The organism is Dyella sp. 2RAB6 (assembly GCF_052115385.1).
Classification (GTDB): domain Bacteria; phylum Pseudomonadota; class Gammaproteobacteria; order Xanthomonadales; family Rhodanobacteraceae; genus Dyella_D.
In genome coordinates this window covers 43,626-64,251 of record NZ_JBFRGP010000015.1, presented here as the reverse complement: position 1 = coordinate 64,251, position 20,626 = coordinate 43,626, and the positions used below count along the sequence as shown (strand labels likewise).

The following is a 20,626-nucleotide window of genomic DNA, read 5'->3' as shown; positions in this document are numbered from 1 at the left end:
GCGGCTCCACCACAGCGACACCTCACACCCTCGTCATTCCGGCGCAGGCCGGAATCCAGTAACGGAAGAGCCAGGTCTGGCGACGATGCTCAGGACTTAATGCATTAAGAGCATTCAGACGGTAAGGCTCGTATCAGACGCTGTCGCCACTGGATTCCGGCCTGCGCCGGAATGACGAGGGTGTGGGGTGTCGCCAGGGACGAGGATGCGGGGTGTCGCCAGTATCGACTCAGCGCTTGCGCTTCTTCATCTCGCGCACCATGCGCTGGCGCTTGCGCTGCTGCGCTTCGGTCAGCACGTTCTTCTTGCCGGCGTACGGATTCTCGCCATCGCGGAATTCGATGCGCACCGGCGTGCCTTCCAGGCGGAAGCGCTTGCGGAAGAAGTTCTCGAGATAACGGCGGTAGGCCGGCGCGATGTGCTTGGTGCGGCTGCCGTGGATCACGATGGTCGGCGGATTGCTGCCGCCCGGATGGGCGAAGCGCAGCTTCGGCGCGTGGCCGCGCACCAGCGGGGGCTGGTAGCCCTCGTAGGCGCGTTCCAGCGTGCGGGTCAGCTCGGAGGAGCCCAGCTCGCGGTTGGCGGCGTCGTGGGCGCGCACGACCGCGCGCATCAGCTCGCGCAGGCCGGAGCCGTGCAGCGCGGAGATGAATACGTTCTTGGCCCAGTCGACGAACTGCAGGCGGCGCTCCAAAGCGCGCTCGCACTGCTCGCGCTGGTACGCATCCATGCCGTCCCACTTGTTGACGGCGATCACCAGCGCCCTGCCCTCGTCCATGGCGTGGCCGATCAGGGTGAGATCCTGGTCGGCCAGGTTCTCGCGCGCGTCGATCATCACCACCACCACCTGGGCGGCAGCCATCGACTGCAGCGTCTTGATGACGCTGAACTTCTCCAATGCTTCCTCGACGCGCGCCTTGCGCCGCACGCCGGCGGTGTCGATCAGCACGTAGCGGCGGCCGTCGCGTTCCAGCGGCACGCGGATCGGATCGCGCGTGGTGCCGGCGACGCTGGAGACGATCAGGCGCTCTTCGCCGAGCAGGCGGTTGATCAGGGTCGACTTGCCGGCATTGGGGCGGCCGACGATGGCCACGCGGATGGCGCCGACGTCTTCCGGCGCCAGTTCCTCGTGCACGTCTTCCGGCAGCAGCGGCAGTACGTGCTGCACCAGGTCGTCGGTGCCGCGGTTGTGCGCGGCCGACAACGGCAAGGTGGAGGCCAGGCCGAACACGGCGAACTCGGCCAGCGCGTTCTGCAGGTCCAGGCCGTCGGTCTTGTTGACCGCGGCGATGATGGGTTTGCCGCTGCGGCGCAGGTCGTCGAGGATCGCGCGGTCCTGCGGCAGCAGGCCGTCGCGCGCGTCGAGCACGAACACCAGCACCTGGGCCTCCTCGATGGCGAGACGGACCTGTTGCGCGGTGAGCACATCCAGGCCTTCCTCGACGCCGGAAAGGCCGCCGGTGTCGACCACCACGAACGGGCGGTCGCCGATGCGGCAGACGCCGTAGTGGCGATCGCGGGTGACGCCCGGCATGTCGGCCACCAGGGCGTCGCGGCTGCGCGTCATGGCATTGAAAAGGGTCGACTTACCGACGTTGGGGCGGCCGACCAGGGCGACGACAGGCAGCATCTGGGACTACAACCTTGCGGGATCAGTGCCCGCCGAGGCGGTAGGCGCCGATACGGCCCTTCACGTCCTCGACGTACACGGTATCGCCCACCACCAGTGGCTGGGCGCGAATGGGCTTCTTCGACAGGCGCTCGCGTGCGGCCAGCGCACCGTCGCTGGTCTGCAGCCAGTGCACGTAGCCTTCGCTGTCGGCGACCACCACGTAGTTGTTCTGCACCGTGGGCGAAGTGAGCCAGCGGTACTTCAGCTTGTCGTTCTTCCACATGTCGGCGCCGGCGCTCTTGTCGAACGACCACACCTGGGAATCGTCATTCACGCCGAACAGGGCGTTGCCGCTGACGTCGACCGAAGTGAAGGTGGAGAACGGGCGCGCCCACAGCGGGCGGCCGCTGGGACCGTCCACCGCGACGAGGTTGCCGTGGTAGGCGGCGCCGTAGAGGGTGCTGCCGTCGAGCACGATGGCGCCGTCGGTGTCATTCAGGCGGTCGATCTCGGTGCGGCCTTCGCCGCTGGCCATGTTCTGTTCCCACAGCTTCTCGCCGTTGTCCAGGCGCAGGGCGACCAGCTTGCCGTTGTCGCTGCCGAAGAAGATCACGCCGTTGGCGACCAGCAGCGGGCCGTTGCCGCGCAGGCTGAGCAGCGGGACATTGCTCTGGTCGTAGGCCCAGCGGCGCTCGCCGGACGTGCTGTCCAGGCCGTACAGGCGGCCGTCGCCGGCGCGCACCACCACCAGGTTGCCGACCACGGCCGGCGCCGCCAGCACTTCGGAGCTGACGGTGGCCTCCCAGCGCGGCGAACCGTCCTTGGCGTTGATGCCGTAGACGTGGCCGTCGAGCGTGCCGATCGCCAGCAGGTCGCCGGACGCGGCCGGGCCGCCGGCGTAGAAGGCGTCTTTACGCTTCTTGTCGCCCCAGCCGAACCAGCCCTTGGTGCTGGAGCTCTTGGACCACAGCGTCTTGCCGCTGCTGGCGTCCAGCGCTTCGATCTTGCCGTCGGTGCTGGCTACATAGAGCACGCCATCGGCGAAGGCCGGGCGCAGGCGCAGGCCGGATTCACCGGCGCCCTTGCCGACGCTGCTGGTCCACAGGCGCGTGACCTGCGCCGTCGGCTTGAAATCCTTGTCGAGCGGCGTGGGCGGCTGGACGTTTTCCTTCTTGAAGGAATGACAGCCGGCCAGGCTCACCACCGACACCAGACCGACCAGCAAAGCTCGTTTCATCACACCAGCTTTCATGCACCCTGCTTCCCGGCCACGGCCAGATTGTCTAGTTTCAACTGCAAGGCGCCGCTCTGCGGCGCACCCACGCCCAGCGCTGCCTTGGCGGCCTCGTAGGCCTTGCGCGCGTCGTCCGGGCGACCAAGCTTGACCAGGGCATCGCCACGTAGTTCCTGACTCAGGCCTTCGTAGTTTTTCGCGCCCATGCGGTCGAGCGTGGCCACGGCGTCGGCCGCCTTGTCCTGCGCCAGCTGCAACTGCGCGGTGCGCAGCTGCATCAGCGCCTTCAGGTTCGGATCGACGGCGTGGGTCTCGGCCCAGTTCAGCGAGACCAGCGCCTTGTCCAGCTGCTTGGCGTTGGCCTGGCGCACCGCGCGGTCGCCCGCGGCGAACACCGCGTACGGCGACTCGGCGTAATCCTTGAACAGCTGCTCGGTGAGCGTGTCCGCCTGGTCGGTCTTGCCGCCGGCGACAGCGGTCTGCAACTGCTGGTAGAGCTGCGACGCCTCGCTCTCGCGGCCGGCCTTGTGGTTGCTCCACTGCTGCCAGCCGAAGATGCCGACCAGGCCGATCGCGACGCCGACCACGATCGAAAGACCGTTCTGGCGCAACCACTTCTGTACGCGTTCGCCCTGCTCGTAGTCGTCGTAGACTTCAAATGCCATGCAATCACCCTTGATAGGGAACAGATGCCGCCGGAAGGTGCGGCGACCTTCCTGGCGCGATAGAGAATGGAACGGACCCGGCTCGACGCTGCCGTCGAGCGGGCAAAGGACAAGCATAACCGATCGCACTGCCCCGCGTGGATCGCTCCACCCAGCGGAAGCCTGCCCGCAGGCGCTGTCGCGCGATCAGGCGCGACCCGCGAAACGCCGCTTAAACGCCGGCCGGGGTGGCCTTGCCGTCGCGCACGTCCACCTTGAAGTGGGCCACGTTGGCGCGACGGAAGCTGTCCAGCACCACCGGCTGGCCGTCGAGCGAGACCTGTGCACCGCTGGCGTTGCCGATGCGCACCGTCAGCGGCTTGTCGCTGCGGTAGGTCTTGCTGCTGCCGGCCGGCAGCAGGCCATATTCCAGGCGCGAACCGTCCTGCGCCACCACTTCGACCCAGCTGGCGTTAGGCAGCTGCAGCGACAGGCTGTGCGCACCGTCGCCGACCGGCTCGGCCCTGGCCGTGTCCTTGGGTTGCGCGGTGTCGCCGCTGCCCAGGCTGGGGAACGGCGCCATCGAGGCGAGCAGCGGCTGCTCTTGCTGCTGGTCGACCGGCTGCTGGTTCAGGGGCTGCTGCTCGACGGCCTGCCCGGCGGGCTTGGGCGCGGCGGACAGCGGTGCATTGGCGGCCAGCGCGCCCGCATTCGCCACGCTGCTGGCAGCGGGCAGATCGGCCTGTGCGACCGGCTTGGAATCCAGCGGTGCGAGGTGGCTGACGTCGCGGTCGAGCGTGCCGCGCACGCCCAGCCAGATCGTCGGCACCACGATCGCCGCGGTCAGCACCACGTAGGTGGCCGCGCGCGCATAGCGTTCGAGCAGATAGCGCGAATGCGAGATGCCGCCGGTGGCCACCAGCGTCGGCTGCGCCGGCGTCAGGCGGCTGAGTTCGGCCTGCAGGGCCGCCTCGTCCACGCCCACATGGTGGCCGTACTTGGTGAGATAGCCCGCGAGGTAGACCTGGTAGTCGATCCCGGCATAGTCGCCGCTCTCAAGCTGGCGCAGGACGCGTACGGGCAGGCGCAAGACCTGGCCGCAGCTCTCCACGTCCAGGCCCCTGGCCTCGCGTGCGGCGCGCAGGCGCGCGCCGAAATTTTCCGTTGTGGCGGTGTCCATCATGGCGGTCGCCCCCTGCGCGCTCGCGTCGAACAGACCTTTGTCCCCGGCCTCCGGACCGGTTGGCTGTGACTGCATGGATGTCATTGGCTTGCGGTTGAGTCGACGGCGCGGGCCTGTTCCGAATCCGGGAACTGGCTCTGCAATCGCCTGCTGTAATTATGGGCAGCGTCCTTGTTGCCCAGTCGGAGTTCGATGTCGTGGCCCAGCTTGAGCCCGGCCGGCGAAAGCTGGCCCAGGGCGTCGTAGCGCTGCAGGAAGGCCCGCGCGCGGAAAGCGTCGTTCTGCTGGAACAGCAGCGAGGCGACCTGCAGCAGCGCGTCGGCGTTCTGCGGATCGAGCGCGATCGCCTTGCGGTAGTCGTCCTCGGCGCCGGCAACGTCGCCGGTGGTCTCCAGGCAGCGGCCGGCATTGGTCCAGGCCGTGGCTGGCGTCTGGTAGAACGGATCGGCCACCGCCTTCTGGAAGTACTGCGCCGCCTCGGCCCCGCGGCCGGTCTTGCACAGGAAGGCGCCGAGGTTGTTGTTGGGGTCGCCCTTGTCGGGCGCCAGCGCGGCCGCGCGGCGATAGTGCTTTTCCGCCTCGGCCTGGTTGCCGATGCGCTCGTACAGCACCGCCATCACGGTGTGCGCGGGCATGTAGTTCGGGTCGAAGGACAGCGCCTTGTTGAGCTTGGTCAGCGCGCCCTGCAGATCGCCGTTCTGCATGTACGACTGCGCCAGCTCGGTATGCACGCGCGCGCCTTCCAGCGCGTTGTCGCTCTTGGCGACGCGCGGGTTCGGCCCCGGGTCGGTGCCGGTGGTCGTACAGGCGGCCAGCGATGCGGCCAGACAGGCGGCCAGCAGGATCCGATCAAGCCGCATGGCTCGCGTCCTCGTCGAGTCGTTTACGGAATTCGGCCTGGCGGCGCGTGCGGTCCAGCACCTGTCCCTTGAGCTGGCCGCATGCCGCATCGATGTCGTCGCCGCGGGTGCGGCGCAACATGGTGAGGATGCCGGCGTTGAGCAGCTGGGTCTGGAAGGCGCGGATCGTGTCGGCGTCGGAGCGCTCGAAGCGCGTGCCGGGAAAGGGGTTGAAGGGAATCAGGTTGACCTTGCAGTTGGGCATCTTGCGCATCAGCTTGATCAGCTGCCGCGCGTGCTCGGGCTGGTCGTTGACGCCCTTCATCAGCGTGTATTCGAAGGTGATCGAGGTGCGCGCCCGGCGCTCCAGCCAACGGCGGCAGGCGCCCATCAGCTCCTCGATCGGATAACGCTTGTTGAGCGGCACCAGCTCGGTGCGCAGCTCGTCGTTGGCGGCGTGCAGCGATACCGCCAGCGAGACGTCGATGGCGTCCGACAGCTTGTCGATCATCGGCACCAGGCCGGCGGTCGACAGCGTCACGCGCTTGGCGGCCAGGCCGAAGCCCAGGTCGTCGCGCATCAGGCTCATCGCCTTCACCACGTTGTCGAAGTTCAGCAGCGGCTCGCCCATGCCCATCATCACCACGTTGGTGATGCGGCGGCTCTGGTGCGTGACGTTGCCGAGATATTTGGCCGCCACCCACATCTGCCCGATGATCTCGGACGTGGCCAGGTTGCGGTTGAAGCCTTGCGTGGCGGTGGAGCAGAACTGGCAGTTCAGCCCGCAGCCCACCTGCGAGGACACGCACAGCGTGCCGCGGGTGGGCTCGGGGATGTACACGGCTTCGACGGCGTTGCCGCCGTCCATGCCCAGCAGCCACTTGTGCGTGCCGTCGACGGCGCCCTTGTCGAACATGGTCTTGGGCGCGCCGATGTAGCAGGCCGCTTCGAGCTTGGTGCGCAGCGCCTTGCCCACGTCGGTCATGTTCTCGAAGTTGTCTTCCAGGCGGTGATAGATCCACTTCATCACTTGCTCGGCGCGATACGGCTTCTCGCCGAGCTGGGCGAAGAAATCGCGCAGCCCCTGGCGATCGAAATCGAGCAGGTTGACCTTGTCGGTGGATGGAGTGGAAACGGCCTGGTTCATCGTCTTCGAAAAGCGCGGCCGCGGTGGCCGCATGACAGACGGCGCCCATGACGGGCGCCGTGGTGGATTACCTGGAGTGCACTTCGGTCGCGGCGAAGAAATACGCGATCTCGACCTGTGCGGTTTCAGCTGCGTCCGAACCATGCACGGCGTTCGCGTCGATCGAGTCGGCGAAATCGGCGCGGATGGTGCCCGGCGCGGCGTCCTTCGGATTGGTGGCGCCCATCAGGTCGCGGTGCTTGAGCACAGCGTTGTCGCCTTCCAGCACCTGGATCATCACCGGGCCGGAGATCATGAACTCGACCAGCGCCTTGAAGAACGGACGCTCCTTGTGCACGGCGTAGAAGCCTTCGGCTTCCTGGCGCGACAGCTGTTTCTGCTTGGCGGCCACGATCTTGAGACCGGACTTCTCGAAGCGGGCATAGATTTCGCCGATGACGTTCTTGGCGACGGCGTCGGGCTTGATGATCGAAAGGGTGCGCTCCAGCGCCATGAGTAGTCTGCTCCGGAAAAACTGGTATCTGAGTGGGCGGTCTGGCCAGCTAGCCAGCAAAGTAGGCTAAATCCTACGGCGTGTAGAGGATTTAGCTCACGAAAGTCTGACAGATTCTAACTGATTCGCAAGCCGGGCGTCGGGCGTTGTAAACGATCGTTTGACGGGGAGGATTCCTCCCCCGTATGCTCAAACGATCGTTTGATTCCTGCCGTAGCCACCCGGGGGACCGCCCGCTTGCAAGCCGTGCCGCATTCGACCAAGGAACGCATCCTGACCGCCGCCGAGGAATTATTCGCCCGGCACGGTTTCGACGGCGCCTCGCTACGCCAGCTCACCGCTGCCGCGGGCGTCAACCTGGCCGCCGTGAACTACCACTTCGGCAGCAAGGACCGCCTGATCGAAGAGGTCTTCCGCCGCCGCCTGGACCAGCTCAACGGCCACCGCATGGCCGCGCTGACGCGCATTGCCGGCCTGCCGGAAACCAGCCTGGAGGACGTCCTGGCGGCCTTTATCAAGCCGGCGCTGGAGCTGTCCCACGAAGGCAGCGGCTCGCTCTTCATGCGCGTGCTGGCCCGCGCCTTCGCCGAACACGACGACACCCTGCGCAAGTTCCTGTCGGAGAACTACGGCCACGTCATGCGCCAGTTCACCGCCGAATTCGGCCGCCTGCTGCCGGACCTGAGCAAGCAGGAGCTGTACTGGCGGGTGGACCTGGTCACCGGCGCGCTGACCCATGCCATGTCCGGCTTCGGCATGATCCAGCGCAAAAGCGATGTCACCGAGCGGGTGCATCGTGAGCAGACGGCCGAGCACCTGATCCGCTTCGCGGCCGCCGGCCTCAACGCCCCCTGAATTTTCTGCGGAGGCCGGCGACGGCCTCCTTTGCGTTTTCAACACACCCCTCAGTGTCCGTATCACGGAGAAGCCAATGACCGCTCCAGTCGCATCCCATCCGCTGCGCATCCGCAAGGCCGCGGTGCTCGGCGCCGGCGTCATGGGCGCGCAGATCGCCGCGCACCTGACCAACGCCAATGTCGAGACCGTGCTGTTCGACCTGCCCGCCAAGGAAGGTCCCAAGAGCGGCATCGCGCTCAAGGCGATCGAGAACCTGAAGAAGCTCTCCCCTGCTCCGCTGGCCGACGGCAGCCGCGCCGCCGCGATCATCCCGGCCAACTACGACGACGACCTCGATCACCTGAAGGACGTCGACCTGGTGATCGAGGCGATCGCCGAACGGATGGACTGGAAGCTGGATCTGTACAAGAAGATCGCGCCCTACGTCGCGCCGCACGCCGTGCTGGCCAGCAACACCTCGGGCCTGTCGATCAACGGCCTGGCCGAAGCGCTGCCCGAAGAAATGCGCCACCGCTTCACCGGTGTGCACTTCTTCAATCCGCCGCGCTACATGCACCTGGTCGAGCTGATCCCGACCCGCCTCACCCACCCCGATGTGCTGCAAGGCCTCGAAGCCTTCCTCACCACCGTGGTCGGCAAGGGCGTGGTCTACGCCAAGGACACGCCGAACTTCATCGGCAACCGCATCGGCGTGTTCTCGATGCTGGCCACCATGCACCACACCGAGCAGTTCAAGCTCGGCTTCGACGTGGTCGACGCGCTCACCGGCCCGGCCGTAGGCCGTCCCAAGAGCGCCACCTATCGCACCGCCGATGTGGTGGGCCTGGACACCATGGCGCACGTGATCAAGACCATGGCCGACACCCTGGCCGACGATCCGTGGCACCAGTACTTCAAGGCGCCGGCGTGGCTGCAGGGCCTGATCGAACAGGGCGCGCTGGGCCAGAAGACCGGCGCCGGTTTCTACCGCAAGGCCGGCAAGGACATCGTGGTGCTGGATGTCGCCAAGCGCGACTACCGCGCATCGGAGCAGCAGGCTTCCGACGAAGTGGCCGCGATCCTCGCCATCAGAGACCCGGCGGAGAAGTTCGCCAAGCTGCGCGCGTCGAGCGATGCGCAGGCACAGTTCCTGTGGGCCACCTTCCGCGATCTGTTCCATTACACGGCTTACCACCTGGCCGATATCGCCGACACCGCGCGCGACGTCGACTTCGCCATCCGCTGGGGCTACGGCTGGAAGCTCGGCCCGTTCGAGACCTGGCAGGCCGCCGGCTGGCAGCAGGTGGCGAAGTGGATCGAGGAAGACATCGCCGCCGGCAAGGCCATGAGCAGCGCCCCGCTGCCGACGTGGGTGACCGACGGGCGCAGCGGCGTGCACGGCAAGAGCGGTTCGTACTCCGCCGGTGCCAACGCCGACAAGCCGCGCTCGCAGCACCCGGTGTACCAGCGCCAGCTGTTCCCCGATCCGATCCTGGGCGAGAAGTTCGACCAGGGCAGCACGGTGTGGGAGAACGACGGCGTGCGCCTGTGGACGCTGGGCGACGACGGCGTCGGCATCATCTCGTTCAAGACCAAGATGAACACGGTCAATGACCAGGTGCTCGACGGCATCCAGCAGGCGATCGACGTCGCCGAGCAGCAGCTGAAGGCGGTGGTGATCTGGCAGACCGGCGAACCGTTCTCCGCCGGCGCCGACCTGAAGGGCGCGCTGGGCCTGCTGCAGGCCGGCAAGCTGGGCGACTTCGAGGCGATGGTCGCCAACTTCCAGCGCACCAGCATGCGCATCAAGCACTCGCTGGTGCCGGTGGTGTCGGCCGTGCGCGGCCTGGCCCTGGGCGGCGGCTGCGAATTCCAGATGCATTCGGCGCGCACCGTGGCGGCGCTGGAAAGCTATATCGGCCTGGTCGAGGCAGGCGTCGGCCTGCTGCCGGCCGGCGGCGGCCTGCACGAGCTGGCGATCCGCGCGGCGCAGGCCAACCCGGGCGATCCGTTCGAGCCGCTGAAGAAAGTGTTCGAGACGGTGGCCATGGCCAAGGTCTCCGGCAGCGCGATGGAAGCGAAGCAGCTGGGCCTGCTGCGCGACAGCGACGTGGTGGTGTTCAACGCCTACGAACTGCTCTACGTGGCCAAGCAGGTGGCGCGTGCACTGGCCGAGAGCGGCTACCGCCCGCCGCTGCCGGCGCGCAGCATCCCGGTGGCCGGCGACGTCGGCACCGCCACCTTCCGCGCCTCGCTGGCCAATATGCAGGCCGGCTACTTCGTCTCCGAGCACGACGTGGCGATCGCCACGCGCATCGCCGACACCTTGTGCGGCGGCGCGATCGAGCGTGGCTCGCAGGTGGACGAGGCATGGCTGCTGGAGCTGGAGCGCAAGCACTTCGTGGAGCTGGCGCAGACGGAAAAGACCCAGGCGCGCATCGCCCACACGATGACCACCGGCAAGCCGCTGCGCAACTGACGCCGACGCCACCGAACCCTTCCATCCCTGACGGCGTCGCCGCGCATCGCGCGACGCCACGGAGCAAAAGACCATGAGCAAGCAAGTGCAAGACGCCTACATCGTCGCCGCCACCCGCACCCCGGTCGGCAAGGCACCGCGCGGCGTGTTCCGCAATACCCGTCCCGACGACATGCTGGCCCACGTGATCCGCGCCGTGATGGCGCAGGCGCCGGGCATCGACCCGCACCGCATCGGCGACGTGATCGTCGGCTGCGCCATGCCCGAAGCCGAGCAAGGCATGAACGTGGCGCGCATCGGCCTGCTGCTGGCCGGCCTGCCGGACACCGTGCCGGGCGTCACCGTCAACCGTTTCTGCTCCTCCGGCGTACAGGCCATCGCCCAGGCCGCCGACCGCATCCGCCTGGGCGAAGCGGACCTGATGCTGGCCGCCGGCACCGAGAGCATGAGCATGGTGCCGATGATGGGCCACAAGGTGGCGATGAACCCCGGCATCTTCGATAACGAGCACATCGGCATCGCCTACGGCATGGGCATCACCGCCGAGAACGTGGCCAAGCAGTGGAAGGTCAGCCGCGAAGAGCAGGACACGTTCGCCGCCGCCAGCCACGAGCGCGCGCTGGCCGCGATCAAGGGCGGCGAGTTCAAGGACGAGATCACCCCGTTCAAGCTCGACGACCACTACCCGGACCTGGCCTCGCGCTCGATCAAGACGGATAGCCGTCTGATCGACACCGACGAAGGCCCGCGCCCGGGCAGCACGGTGGACGTGCTGGGCAAGCTCAAGCCGGTGTTCCGCAACGGCCAGTTCGGCGGCTCGGTCACCGCGGGCAATTCCTCGCAGACCTCCGATGGCGCCGGCGCGGTGCTGCTGGCCAGTGAGGCGGCGATCAAGGAATACGGCCTGACGCCGATCGCCCGCTTCGTCAGCTATGCGGTGGCCGGCGTGCGTCCGGACATCATGGGCATCGGCCCCAAGGAAGCGATTCCGAAGGCGCTCAAGCAGGCCGGCCTGACCCAGGACCAGCTGGACTGGATCGAGCTCAACGAAGCCTTCGCCGCGCAGTCGCTGGCAGTGATCAAGGACCTGGGCCTGGATCCTTCGAAGATCAATCCGCTGGGCGGCGCCATCGCGCTCGGCCACCCGCTGGGCGCCACCGGCGCGATCCGCGCCGCCACCCTGGTGCACGGCATGCGCCGCCGCAAGCAGAAGTACGGCATGGTGACCATGTGCATCGGCACCGGCATGGGCGCGGCGGGGATCTTCGAGTCGCTTTGAGCTTTGAAGCCCCTCTCCCACTGGGAGAGGGGTTGGGGTGAGGGTACGGGCGGAGCGCAAGAGTGATGTGCATCGCTCCGCCCGTACCCTCATCCGGCTGCCGCCACCTTCCTCGCTCCTCAGAGCCGCGCACATCCCTGTGCGCTCCCCGCGTGCTCCCACAGGGAGAAGGATCCGGCCTTGGAAAGTAGAGAGAAAAAGCGTCGCCTGGTGCAGCGCTTTTTTATGGACAACGCCCACAGCAAGAATCGGAGTGTGCGCAAGTCGCGCGAAACCTAAGCTGGCGTCACCCTCGAACCAGGAGACGCGCCATGAACGCCGCCGCTCGAATGAAAGACCATATCGACGCCACCCTGCGCGATCCGCGCTGGACGCAGATGCGCAACCGCGACGAGCGTGCCGATGGCTCGTTCTGGTACTCGGTGCGCAGCACCGGCGTGTATTGCAAACCTTCCTGTGCCGCGCGCCCGGCACGCCCCGAAAACGTCGCGTTTCACCATAGGCGCGAAGACGCCGAACGCGCCGGCTTCCGGCCCTGCGCACGCTGCCGGCCGGACCGTGTGCGCGAAGCCTTGCACTACGGCATCGGCGACTCGCCGCTGGGCATGCTGCTGGTAGCAGCGAGCGAGCGCGGCGTGTGCGCGATCCTGTTCGGCGAGAACGCCGGGGCGCTGGAAGCGGATCTGCGCCAGCGCTTTGCGCAGACGGAACTGACCCGCGACGACGCTGCACTGGCCGCGACGCTCGCACAGGCCGCGGCGCTGATCGAGCATCCGGATACGGCGTTCAAGGCCACGCTCGACCTGCGCGGCACGCCGTTCCAGCGCAAGGTATGGGAAGCGCTGCGCGCGATCCCCGCCGGCAACACGGCGAGCTACAAGGAAGTCGCCCTGCGCATCGGCATGCCGGACGCATCGCGCGCCGTGGCCTTGGCCTGCGGCGCCAATGCGCTGGCGATGGCGGTGCCTTGCCATCGGGTGATCCGCGGCGACGGCTCGCTGTCCGGCTATCGCTGGGGTGTCGAGCGCAAGCGCGCGCTGCTGGAGCGGGAGGCGCGGGCATGAGTGCAATGATCGAAGCGTTGGCCGGCGACGATGTCGACGCGCGCCTGGCGGCGTTCGACTGGCCGCGCGTGCTGCAGCAACTGGATGCGCAAGGGCACGCCGTACTGCCCGGCCTGCTCGCGCCGGAAACCTGCGACCGGATCGTCTCGCTGTACGACCGCCCGGCGCTGTTCCGCAGCAAGGTGCTGATGGCTCGCCACGGCTTCGGCCGTGGCGAGTACCAGTACTTCGACTATCCCCTGCCCTCGCCGGTGGCCGAGCTGCGCGCCGCGCTCTATCCGCGCCTGGCGCCGCTGGCCAACCAGTGGAACGAAGCGATGGGCATCGACGTGCGCTATCCGGAACGGCACGCCGAGTTCCTGCAACGCTGCCATCACGCCGGCCAGCTACGCCCGACGCCGCTGCTGTTGCGCTACGGCACCGGCGACTACAACTGCCTGCACCAGGATCTCTACGGCGAACATGTGTTTCCGCTGCAGGTGGCCGTGCTGCTTTGCGAACCCTGGCGCGATTTCAGCGGCGGCGAGTTCGTGCTGACCGAGCAGCGCCCGCGCATGCAATCGCGTCCGCACGTGGTGCCGCTCGGCGAAGGCGATGCGGTGATCTTCGCCGTGCATCACCGCCCCGTGCGCGGCAGCCGCGGCAGCTACCGGGTGAACCTGCGCCACGGCGTCAGCGAGTTGCGCTCCGGGCGGCGCCACACGCTGGGGATCATCTTCCACGACGCCACCTAGGCGCCGCGCGGCCACGCGCGCATCAAGCCGGCGGCTCCTGCGCGCCCATCGCGCGCGGCAGATGCCAGCCGTAGCGGATCGCCATGAAGCGCAGGCCGAAGCAGGCCGCCGCGCCGGTCAGGATGGACAGCGTGGGCGGCAGGTGCAGCCAGTCGCCTGCCACCACGATCGCGGCGCCAGCCAGCGCGGCCACCGCATACAGGTCCGCGCGCAGCACGGTCGGGATCTGCGTGACCAGCACGTCGCGCAGGATGCCGCCGCCGACGCCGGTGAGCATGCCCAGCAAGGCAGCCATCGCCGGATTGAGCCCATGCGCCAGCGCCTTCTGCGCGCCGGCCACGGCGAACAGCGCCAGGCCGGCCGCATCCGACATCTGTACCGGGTTTTTCAGGCGCTCGATCAGGCCATAGCGGTAGAAAGTGACGATGCCGGCCAGCACGGACACCGCCAGGTAGCGCCAGTCGGCGATCGCCGCCGGCGGCGTGGCGCCGATCAGCAGGTCGCGGGTGATGCCGCCGGCATTGCCCGCGGCGAAGGACAGTACCAGCACGCCGAACAGGTCGAGCTGGCGCCGCACACCGGTGAGCGCGCCGCTGAGGGCGAACACGAAGGTGCCGAGCAGGTCGAGCACCAGCAGCAGCACATGCGTCATAAAATCGGGGGTCATGGGCATGAATAATGGTAGGTTGGGGTGAGCCGCCGGCGAACCCCAACAGGCGGGTTGCCGGCGAGACCTGTTGGGGTTCGCCGGCGGCTCACCCCAACCTACCTCAATATCCACGGCGAAGGCGGATATGGCTCCCTCACACGGCATCCACGTCATCGACACCGGCTTCGTCCGTCCGCGCTTCGATGCCGCCTACCTGGTGGTCGAGCAAGGCCATGGCGCCTTTATCGACTGCGGCACTAACTACGCCGTGCCGCGCATGCTCGAGGCGCTGGACCAGGCCGGCCTCACGCCGGCCCAGGTGGACTGGCTGATCCTCACCCACGTGCACCTGGACCATGCCGGCGGCGCCGGCGAGCTGATGGCGCAGCTGCCGAACGCGAGGGCCGTGGTGCATCCGCGCGGCGCGCGGCACATGATCGATCCGACCCAGTTATGGGCCGGCGCCACGGCGGTGTACGGCGATGAGGTGATGCAGAAAAGCTACGGGCGCCTGCGGCCGATTCCGGCCGAACGCGTGGTGGAAGCACCGGAAGGCCACGTGGTCGAACTGCACGGACGGCCGCTGCGCTGCCTGGATACGCCGGGGCATGCAAGGCACCATCTGTGCGTCTACGACGAACAGGGCCGGGCCTGTTTTACCGGCGATACCTTTGGCCTTTCGTATCGCGAGTTCGATACCGAACGCGGCCCCTTCGCGATCCCCACCAGCACGCCGGTGCAGTTCGAACCCGAGGCGCTGCACCAGTCGATCGACCGGCTGGTCGCACTGAAACCCGATGCCATGTACGTCACCCACTTCGGCCCCGTCGGCGATATCGAGCGGCTGGCCAAGGGGCTGCATGCGCAGATCGACGCGATGGTCAGCCTGGGCCATGCGGTGCGCGGCGAGCCGAAGGACAAGCGCCACGAAGAGCTGAAGTGGGCGCTGACCGATCTGTACGCCGGACGCCTGGCGGCGCATGGCTGGAAGGGCTCGCGCGATGACTTGCTGCGGATATTGGGCATGGATATCGAGCTCAATGCGCAGGGGCTGGAAGTGTGGCTGGATCGCGGCGGCTGATTCACCACCGCCCCCAAGTGCGTCACCATCCCGACCCCGTCATTCCGGCGCAGGCCGGAATCCAGTAGCGATAAGGTTTGGTTGTCGCGAGTACGTTCAAGAGCGACGCCCTGGAGCGACTCGCTCCATGCGGCGCCCCTCTACTGGATTCCGGCCTGCGCCGGAATGACGGGGTTGGGTGGCCTCAGGGCTTCGCAGCGCGCTCCTGCTTCAACTTCTCATCGAACTTCACCACCGACGACTGCGCCAGCGCCTTGCACGCATCGCGATCGAACAACGGATCCGGCTGCTTGCCCGCACGATGCGCCGCGGCGCGTCCGAGGAAATCGCTCATATCCGGATGCGTGGTGACCAGCACATCGCAGGGCAGCGCCGCGACGACCTCGAAAGTTTTGCGGAAAGCGGTGACGCGCTCGGGATGCGCGGGGTCGCTGTAGCGATATACGTCGTTGGTGAAGGCGGTGATGCTGTCGGCATAGACCACGTCGAGGCAGCGATCCTTGTCGCAGGAGCGCCAGGTCCACGTCGTCGCACCCGGCGTATGGCCCGGCGTGTAATGCGCGGTCACCACGATATCGCCCACCTTCACCGTGCCGCCGTCGCTCACCTCGTTGACCTTGGCCACCTTCGGGAAATGCGGCGCCTCGCCGTTCTGCGGATCCTCCGCATAATCGCCGCCGGCCTTCAGTTCCTCCGCGCCGTAGTGGCTGGCGTAGACCGGAGCGCCGCTGGCAGCGGCCAGCGCGGCGATCGCGCCGGCATGATCGGCGTGCGCATGCGAGTTGAGGATCGCCTTGACGTCGCCGAGGCGAAAACCGAGCGAGCGGATGTTCTGCTCCACCAGCTTCGCATTCTCCGGCAAGGTGCCGTCGATCAGCACGTGGCCCTGCGGCGAGGTGATCAGGATCGCGCTCAGGCCATGCGTGCCGACGTACCAGGTATCGCCGTAGATGCGGAACGGCTTTTCGGGCGTGCTCCAGCCGCGGTCGTCGGCGGCATGCAGCTGGGCGCAAGCCAGCGCGACGGCGCCGGCAAGAAGGAGGCGGAGCGGCTTGTTCATCGTGCGTCCTGAGCGGGGAAAGACCGCAGCATGCCGGCCGTGTGTGGAGCGGAGATGGCCCGACGCGGGCGAACAGCGGCTCAGGCCAGGCGCGTGCCGTTCGGCACCGGGCGTTCGATGCCGGTGATCACCACGCCCTCGTCGGTGGGAAAGCCGGTCAGCAGGAATTGCGAACGGAACGGCCCGATCTGTTTCTCCGGAAAATTGATCACGCCGACGATCTGCCGGCCGAGCAGGTCCTCGGGCCGGTACAACGCAGCGATCTGCGCGCTGGTCTTCTTCTCGCCGTAGGGGCCGAAGTCCACCCACACTTTCCAGGCCGGCTTGCGCGCCTCGGGAAACGCTTCCACCCGTGTGACGGTGCCGGCCACCAGCAGCACCTTTTCGAAATCGGCCCAGCTGATGGGTGCTGCGTCTTCGGTCGTCATGCTTCCAGCCTCGTCTTGAACCAGTCCCGGCCCTGGTGCCACCAGTAGCTCGCCTGCGCCGCCAGGTAGCCGGCGGGGCGATGCGCATGCGCCAGCCCGTAGTTGGCGAACAGCTTCCAGCGCTCGTCGCGTTCGGCGATCGCCGCGGCGAGCAGCTCGCCGGCCGCGCAGGTGGGTGCCAGGCCGTGGCCGCCGAACGCCTGCGCCCACCACAGGCCTTCCTCGCCGCCGCCGATCTGCGGCATCTGGTGGCGCGCGTAGCTCATCAGGCCGGACCAGGCGAAGTCGACGCGCGCGCCCTTGAGCGCCGGAAACACGCGCAGCATGTCGTGCGTCAGCAGGCGGCGCACCGCCTGCGGCGAGCGGTTGCGGATGGAGATGCGGCCGCCCCAGAGCAGGCGCGTATCCGGCAGCGGGCGGTAGTAGTCGAAGGCGAAGCGGGTGTCGTAGACCGCCGCGCGCGTGTCCAGGCATTCGCGCAGGCGCTCGCCCAGCGGCTCGGTGGTCATCACATAGGTGGCGATCGGCAGGATGGCGCGGTCGATCGAGCGCCGCAGCCCGGCCAGGTAGCCGCCGCAGGCCAGCACCACGTGCTCGGCCAGCACCGCGCCCTGGTCGGTCTCCACGCGCCAGCGCAAGCCGTCGCGGCGCAGCCGCCAGGCGTCGGTGTTTTCGTGGATGCGCACGCCCTGCCCCGCGGCCGCCGCGGCCAGGCCGACGGCGAAGTTCAGCGGATGCAGGTGGAAGGCGTGGCGCTCGTACAGCCCGTCGAAATAGCGCGCGCTATGCACGCGTTCGCGCAGCGCCTGCTGCGGCACCCATTCCCACTGCACGCCATAGTGTTTTTCCAGCAGCGCCTGGCGCGCGCGCAGCACGGCGGGGTCGCGGAACCAGTTGGCCCACAGCACGCCGTCGTCGACCAGATCGCAGTCGATGCCATAACGCAGCACCTGCGCGCGGATGCGTTCGACCGCCGCGGTGGTCAGGCCGAACAGCGCGCGGGCGCGCTCCTCGCCGAGCTGGTCCAGCAGGCTCTGCTCGCCCAGCGAATAGCCGGCGAACACGAAGCCGCCGTTGCGGCCCGAGGCGCCGAAGCCGACCTGCTCGCGCTCCAGCAGCACCACGTCGCGCACGCCGCGCTCGGCCAGTGCCAGCGCCGTATGCAGGCCGGCGAAACCGCCGCCGACGATGACTACCTTGGCCTCGGCGCGGCCGCGCAACGCGGCGTACGGCTCGTAGGCCTTGGCCGTGGCGCGGTAATAGGAAGAGGCCGGTGACTGCTTCATGGTGGCGCTCGGAGGCAGGCTGCGCGGGACAGGCCTGGCAGCATAGCGCAGCCCCGCGCGGGCTCCGGGGTGACCCTTGGCAGGGTCAATCGGGCCTGCCTCATTCGACCAGGCTCACGCCCAGCGGGCGCGTATCGCTCATGCCGCGGTCGTCGACCACGCGCACGTCGTAGTTGCCCGCCGTCGGCGCCTGCCAGAACAGCGGCTGCCCCGGCGCGCTGCTGCCGACATAGGCGTCGTTGACGAACCAGTACAAGGTGCGCGTGGCGGCGTCGCCGTTGGCGCTGAAGGCGATGCGGTCGTCCTCGCGCCGCTTCAGCCGCAGCGCATAGATGCTGCCGCGTAGCGGCGAGGTGATCCGCGGCGGTTCGCCCACCGCCTCGCCGCCGTTGACGCAGGCCTCGTTGCGCGGCGGCGTTCGGCGCGGGATGCCGGCCTGGATAAACACCTGCTGCAGTTCGGACGGCCAGAACTCGTACACCTCCAGATGGGTGCGCTTGCCGGCGTAGGGCGGACAGGCCGGCTTGCCGGTGGCGTCGTCGATCACCACCGGGCGATGCACCTGGCTGACCCGGATCGGCGACTTGCCGGGAATGAACCAGGTGCTGCCCTTCTGCGGACACCACTGGTTCGGCAGCTCGCCGCTGGCCAGGCAGATCGATACGCGCTTGAGATTGGCCGGCATATGGCGGATCGGCTCGGCCATGCCCGGCTGCTCGGCGCGCAGCGCGTCGACGATCTGGAAGAACAGCGGCGCGGCCGCCTCCACGCCGACAAAGGCGGGGTTGCCGCTGCCGTCGAAATTGCCCACCCACACCACCAGCACATAGGGCCCGAAGCTGCCGGCGGTCCAGGCATCGCGGAAGCCCCACGAGGTGCCGGTTTTCCAGTACACCGGCAGGCGGTTCGGCTGCGCGCCGGTGGTTTCGTCCGGCCGCTGGTTCTGCCGCAGCATGTCCATCACCATGAAGCTGGCTTCTTCGCTGAGCAGGCGGGTGCCCTGCTTCGCCACCGGATCGTTCGCCGCCAGGCGCAAGGGTTTCAGTTCGCCACGGTTGGCCAGCATCGCGTACAGGCTCGCCAGCTCCTGCATGGTGACTTCGCCGCCGCCGAGCACCAGGGCCAGGCCGTAGTGCTTCTCGCTGGCCAGGCGACCGATGCCGGCGTCGCGCAGGAACTGGTAGAAGCTCGGCCCGTGCAGCTGCGAGGCGACCCACACCGCCGGGATATTGCGGCTGCGCACCAGCGCCTCGGTCGCCGTCACCGGGCCGAGGAAATGCCCGTCGAAGTTCTCCGGCGTGTAAGGGCCGAACGACGTGGGCACGTCGCGCAGCACGGTCTGCGGATGCAGCACGCCCTGGTCGAAACCCAGCGCGTAGATAAACGGCTTCAGGGTCGAACCCGGCGAGCGCTTGGCCAGCGTGCCGTTGACCTGGCCATGGATGGCGGCGTCGGCATAGCCGGCCGAACCGATCATCGCCTTGATCGACATGTCGCGCGTATCGACCAGGATCGCCGCCGCGTTGCGCACGCCGCGCGACTGGTTGCGTTCGATATAGCGGGCGACCTGTCGTTCCAGGTCGTGCTGCAGGTCCAGGTCCAGCGTGGTGGCAACGCGGCTGTCGGTCGCGGCGGCCTCCAGCCGCCTCGCGTTGAGCAGCTGCTCCACCGCATGCGGCGCCTCGAACGGCAGGCGCGACAGCGAGCGCAGGTTGAGCGGCAAGGCAAACAGCGGCTTCAGCGCGGCATCGGCCGGATGCTGGTGTAACCAGCGCGTGTACAGACGATTGCGCGAATCGGCGAGATGGCGGTTGATCACCTCCGGCGCCGCGTCCGCCGCGGCGCCGCCCGCGCGCAGGCGGCGGGTCGGATCCTGCGGCACCACCGCCAGGGTCAGCGCTTCGGGCAAGGTCAGCGCGGCGGGCGGCTTGTCGAAATAGGCCAGGCTGGCAGCGCCGACGCCTTCCACATTGCGCCCGTACGGCGCGTAGTTGAGATAGGCCTCGAGGATCTCGTCCTTCGAATAGAACAGTTCCAGCTGCACCGCGCGGCCGAGCTGGCGCAGCTTGCCCAGCGGCGAACGCGTATTGAGCCGCCACAGCAGCCGCGCGAGCTGCATGGTGACGGTGGAGCCGCCCTGCGGATTGCCGTGGCGCACATAGGTGACCCAGGCGCCGCGCGCCAGGCCATAAGGATTGAAGCCGGCATGCCAGCGGTACCAGCGGTCCTCGTGCAGCAGCACGCCCTCGACCAGTGGCGGCGCGATGTCCTTCAGCGGCACCCACAGGCGGTAGCGCTCGTCGCTGGCCAGGGTGAGGCGCAGCAGGCGGCCCTTGGCGTCGTACACCGCGGTGGACGAAGGCATCCATTCGCGCAGGCGCGGATGCGGCCACAGGCGCAAGCCCGCCAGCACGGCGGCGATCAGCGCCGCGCCGACCAGCCAGTTCTGCCAGCGGAGGATCCAGCGGGTGAGGGCTTTGACGGCGGGATGGGCTAATAGAGCTTTCATTGCGATCGAAGCTCTGCGGAGCTTCGCTATTTCCTCAGTCTCCAAGCTGGAACCCTTCTCCCTCCGGG

18 protein-coding genes are annotated in these 20,626 nt (G+C 68.0%); 6 read left to right on the top strand and 12 right to left on the bottom strand.

The genetic code is table 11. The features are described 5' to 3' along the window. Window positions 1–229 precede the first annotated feature (229 nt). The 7 genes from der to ndk all read right to left on the bottom strand — a co-directional run bounded on the left by der (window position 230) and on the right by ndk (window position 7,152). Window positions 230–1,630, bottom strand: coding sequence for a ribosome biogenesis GTPase Der (gene der / locus AB4083_RS18085; RefSeq protein WP_441609669.1), 1,401 nt, complete (start codon window positions 1,628–1,630; stop codon window positions 230–232). 22 nt (window positions 1,631–1,652) lie between these two features. Next, the gene (bamB, locus tag AB4083_RS18080; protein WP_441609667.1) at window positions 1,653–2,849 is read right to left on the bottom strand and encodes an outer membrane protein assembly factor BamB; all 1,197 of its coding nucleotides are present in this window, start codon (window positions 2,847–2,849) and stop codon (window positions 1,653–1,655) included. Between the two features lie 11 nt (window positions 2,850–2,860). Next, window positions 2,861–3,511, bottom strand: coding sequence for a YfgM family protein (locus AB4083_RS18075; protein ID WP_441609665.1), 651 nt, complete (start codon window positions 3,509–3,511; stop codon window positions 2,861–2,863). A gap of 211 nt (window positions 3,512–3,722) precedes the next feature. Next, window positions 3,723–4,673 (bottom strand): RodZ domain-containing protein, encoded by a 951-nt coding sequence (locus AB4083_RS18070; RefSeq protein WP_441609663.1) that lies wholly within the window; start codon window positions 4,671–4,673, stop codon window positions 3,723–3,725. A gap of 80 nt (window positions 4,674–4,753) precedes the next feature. Further along, window positions 4,754–5,533: a type IV pilus biogenesis/stability protein PilW gene (gene pilW / locus AB4083_RS18065; protein ID WP_441609662.1), complete on the bottom strand. Its 780-nt coding sequence runs from the start codon at window positions 5,531–5,533 to the stop codon at window positions 4,754–4,756. Next, window positions 5,523–6,659 (bottom strand): 23S rRNA (adenine(2503)-C(2))-methyltransferase RlmN, encoded by a 1,137-nt coding sequence (gene rlmN / locus AB4083_RS18060; RefSeq protein WP_441609660.1) that lies wholly within the window; start codon window positions 6,657–6,659, stop codon window positions 5,523–5,525. Before rlmN ends, pilW begins: the two co-directional genes overlap by 11 nt. A 67-nt stretch (window positions 6,660–6,726) precedes the next feature. Next, the gene (gene ndk / locus AB4083_RS18055) at window positions 6,727–7,152 is read right to left on the bottom strand and encodes a nucleoside-diphosphate kinase (RefSeq protein WP_441609658.1); all 426 of its coding nucleotides are present in this window, start codon (window positions 7,150–7,152) and stop codon (window positions 6,727–6,729) included. Between the two features lie 237 nt (window positions 7,153–7,389). Between ndk and AB4083_RS18050 the strand changes: the two genes are divergently transcribed. The 5 genes from AB4083_RS18050 (at window position 7,390) to AB4083_RS18030 (ending at window position 13,545) form a co-directional block, all read left to right on the top strand. After that, a complete protein-coding gene (locus tag AB4083_RS18050; RefSeq protein WP_441609656.1) occupies window positions 7,390–8,007 on the top strand; it encodes a TetR/AcrR family transcriptional regulator in 618 nt (205 codons plus the stop codon). Between the two features lie 76 nt (window positions 8,008–8,083). Beyond that, window positions 8,084–10,468 (top strand): 3-hydroxyacyl-CoA dehydrogenase/enoyl-CoA hydratase family protein, encoded by a 2,385-nt coding sequence (locus AB4083_RS18045; RefSeq protein ID WP_441609655.1) that lies wholly within the window; start codon window positions 8,084–8,086, stop codon window positions 10,466–10,468. Between the two features lie 73 nt (window positions 10,469–10,541). Continuing rightward, window positions 10,542–11,747, top strand: coding sequence for an acetyl-CoA C-acyltransferase (locus tag AB4083_RS18040; RefSeq protein WP_441609653.1), 1,206 nt, complete (start codon window positions 10,542–10,544; stop codon window positions 11,745–11,747). 311 nt (window positions 11,748–12,058) lie between these two features. Further along, the gene (locus AB4083_RS18035; RefSeq protein WP_441609652.1) at window positions 12,059–12,811 is read left to right on the top strand and encodes a methylated-DNA--[protein]-cysteine S-methyltransferase; all 753 of its coding nucleotides are present in this window, start codon (window positions 12,059–12,061) and stop codon (window positions 12,809–12,811) included. Next, on the top strand, window positions 12,808–13,545 hold the full coding sequence (locus tag AB4083_RS18030; protein WP_441609650.1) for a 2OG-Fe(II) oxygenase: 738 nt from the start codon (window positions 12,808–12,810) through the stop codon (window positions 13,543–13,545). The genes AB4083_RS18035 and AB4083_RS18030 overlap by 4 nt, the downstream gene beginning before the upstream one ends. A gap of 22 nt (window positions 13,546–13,567) precedes the next feature. Here AB4083_RS18030 and AB4083_RS18025 read toward each other — a convergent pair whose 3' ends face one another. Beyond that, window positions 13,568–14,212: a trimeric intracellular cation channel family protein gene (locus AB4083_RS18025; RefSeq protein WP_441609648.1), complete on the bottom strand. Its 645-nt coding sequence runs from the start codon at window positions 14,210–14,212 to the stop codon at window positions 13,568–13,570. A 127-nt stretch (window positions 14,213–14,339) separates the two neighbouring features. Here AB4083_RS18025 and AB4083_RS18020 point away from each other — a divergent pair, with 127 nt between their 5' ends. Then, window positions 14,340–15,275, top strand: a complete 936-nt coding sequence (locus AB4083_RS18020) for an MBL fold metallo-hydrolase (protein WP_441609646.1) — start codon at window positions 14,340–14,342, stop codon at window positions 15,273–15,275. Between the two features lie 184 nt (window positions 15,276–15,459). On the opposite strand, the gene bla is transcribed toward AB4083_RS18020, so the two are convergent. The 4 genes from bla to pbpC form a co-directional block, all read right to left on the bottom strand. Continuing rightward, a complete protein-coding gene (gene bla / locus AB4083_RS18015) occupies window positions 15,460–16,335 on the bottom strand; it encodes a subclass B3 metallo-beta-lactamase (RefSeq protein WP_441609644.1) in 876 nt (291 codons plus the stop codon). Window positions 16,336–16,415: 80 nt separating this feature from the next. Beyond that, entirely contained in the window at window positions 16,416–16,763 is a 348-nt protein-coding gene (locus AB4083_RS18010; protein ID WP_441609642.1) for a tRNA-binding protein, read from the bottom strand. Next, window positions 16,760–18,049 carry an NAD(P)/FAD-dependent oxidoreductase gene (locus tag AB4083_RS18005; protein ID WP_441609640.1) on the bottom strand — a complete coding sequence of 430 codons (1,290 nt, stop codon included), beginning with the start codon at window positions 18,047–18,049 and terminating at the stop codon, window positions 16,760–16,762. The genes AB4083_RS18010 and AB4083_RS18005 overlap by 4 nt, the downstream gene beginning before the upstream one ends. A 100-nt stretch (window positions 18,050–18,149) precedes the next feature. After that, window positions 18,150–20,558 (bottom strand): penicillin-binding protein 1C, encoded by a 2,409-nt coding sequence (gene pbpC, locus AB4083_RS18000; RefSeq protein ID WP_441609639.1) that lies wholly within the window; start codon window positions 20,556–20,558, stop codon window positions 18,150–18,152. Between the last annotated feature and the right edge of the window lie 68 nt (window positions 20,559–20,626).

Excerpts from the sequence above, each read along its gene's own strand:
- AB4083_RS18005 (WP_441609640.1), bottom strand. The coding sequence starts at position 18,049 with ATGAAGCAGTCACCGGCCTCTTCCTATTACCGCGCCACGGCCAAGGCC.
- AB4083_RS18075 (WP_441609665.1), bottom strand. The coding sequence starts at position 3,511 with ATGGCATTTGAAGTCTACGACGACTACGAGCAGGGCGAACGCGTACAG.
- AB4083_RS18010 (WP_441609642.1), bottom strand. The coding sequence starts at position 16,763 with ATGACGACCGAAGACGCAGCACCCATCAGCTGGGCCGATTTCGAAAAG.
- bla (WP_441609644.1), bottom strand. The coding sequence starts at position 16,335 with ATGAACAAGCCGCTCCGCCTCCTTCTTGCCGGCGCCGTCGCGCTGGCT.
- AB4083_RS18070 (WP_441609663.1), bottom strand. The coding sequence starts at position 4,673 with ATGATGGACACCGCCACAACGGAAAATTTCGGCGCGCGCCTGCGCGCC.
- AB4083_RS18035 (WP_441609652.1), top strand. The coding sequence starts at position 12,059 with ATGAACGCCGCCGCTCGAATGAAAGACCATATCGACGCCACCCTGCGC.
- AB4083_RS18020 (WP_441609646.1), top strand. The coding sequence starts at position 14,340 with ATGGCTCCCTCACACGGCATCCACGTCATCGACACCGGCTTCGTCCGT.
- bamB (WP_441609667.1), bottom strand. The coding sequence starts at position 2,849 with ATGAAACGAGCTTTGCTGGTCGGTCTGGTGTCGGTGGTGAGCCTGGCC.
- ndk (WP_441609658.1), bottom strand. The coding sequence starts at position 7,152 with ATGGCGCTGGAGCGCACCCTTTCGATCATCAAGCCCGACGCCGTCGCC.
- pilW (WP_441609662.1), bottom strand. The coding sequence starts at position 5,533 with ATGCGGCTTGATCGGATCCTGCTGGCCGCCTGTCTGGCCGCATCGCTG.
- AB4083_RS18025 (WP_441609648.1), bottom strand. The coding sequence starts at position 14,212 with ATGACCCCCGATTTTATGACGCATGTGCTGCTGCTGGTGCTCGACCTG.
- AB4083_RS18030 (WP_441609650.1), top strand. The coding sequence starts at position 12,808 with ATGAGTGCAATGATCGAAGCGTTGGCCGGCGACGATGTCGACGCGCGC.
- pbpC (WP_441609639.1), bottom strand. The coding sequence starts at position 20,558 with ATGAAAGCTCTATTAGCCCATCCCGCCGTCAAAGCCCTCACCCGCTGG.
- AB4083_RS18045 (WP_441609655.1), top strand. The coding sequence starts at position 8,084 with ATGACCGCTCCAGTCGCATCCCATCCGCTGCGCATCCGCAAGGCCGCG.
- der (WP_441609669.1), bottom strand. The coding sequence starts at position 1,630 with ATGCTGCCTGTCGTCGCCCTGGTCGGCCGCCCCAACGTCGGTAAGTCG.
- rlmN (WP_441609660.1), bottom strand. The coding sequence starts at position 6,659 with ATGAACCAGGCCGTTTCCACTCCATCCACCGACAAGGTCAACCTGCTC.
- AB4083_RS18040 (WP_441609653.1), top strand. The coding sequence starts at position 10,542 with ATGAGCAAGCAAGTGCAAGACGCCTACATCGTCGCCGCCACCCGCACC.